The 721-nt window shown below is 68.8% G+C and carries 1 pseudogene; it reads left to right on the forward strand.

What is annotated here, in order from left to right:
* Position 1 precedes the first annotated feature (1 nt).
* Positions 2-721: pseudogene (tssI, locus tag LMJ29_RS09480) on the forward strand (type VI secretion system tip protein TssI/VgrG); the annotation flags it as partial.

A 721-nucleotide genomic window follows, 5' to 3' on the forward strand; every position in this document is an offset into this window, starting at 1 on the left:
GATCGTCGCCCGGGTGCTGGAGGAGCACGGCATCCTCGAAGGCGACGGCCACCGCTTCCAGCTCGGCGCCGACTACCCCGCGCGCGACTACTGCGTGCAGTACGACGAGTCCGACCTGCACTTCGTCCAGCGGCTGTGCGAGGAGGAAGGTATCCACTACCACTTCCGCCACGGCCCGGACGGCCATCTGCTGGTATTCGGCGACGACCAGACGGCGTTCCCCAAGCTGGGCCGTCCCACCGCCTATCTGCCGGACAGCGGCCTGGTCGCCATTGATCCGGTGATCAAGCACTTCGCCGTACGCCTGGAAACCCGTACCAGCCGGGTAAGCCGCCGCGACTACGACTTCGAGCAGCCGCGCCTGCAACTGGAAAGCGCCGCCACCAGCGAGTTCGAACCGGACCTGGAGGACTACGACTACCCCGGCCGCTTCACCGAGCGCACGCGCGGCAAGCAGCTGGCCCGTCGTGCCCTGGAGCGTCATCGCAGCGACTACCGGCTGGCCGAGGGCGACGGCGACCAGCCGAGCCTGCGCAGCGGTCACTTCCTGGAGCTCACCGAGCATCCGCGCCGTGAGTGGAACGATCTGTGGCTGATCCGCGCCGTGCACCATGAGGGCCGCCAGCCGCAGGTGCTGGAGGAGTCGGTGACCAGCGATACCGCCGCCGGCGACGGCTTCCAGCAGGGCTATCGCAACCGCTTCGTCGCCACGCCCTGGGAC

Source organism: Pseudomonas oryzagri (assembly GCF_020831405.1).
GTDB classification, from domain to species: domain Bacteria; phylum Pseudomonadota; class Gammaproteobacteria; order Pseudomonadales; family Pseudomonadaceae; genus Geopseudomonas; species Geopseudomonas oryzagri.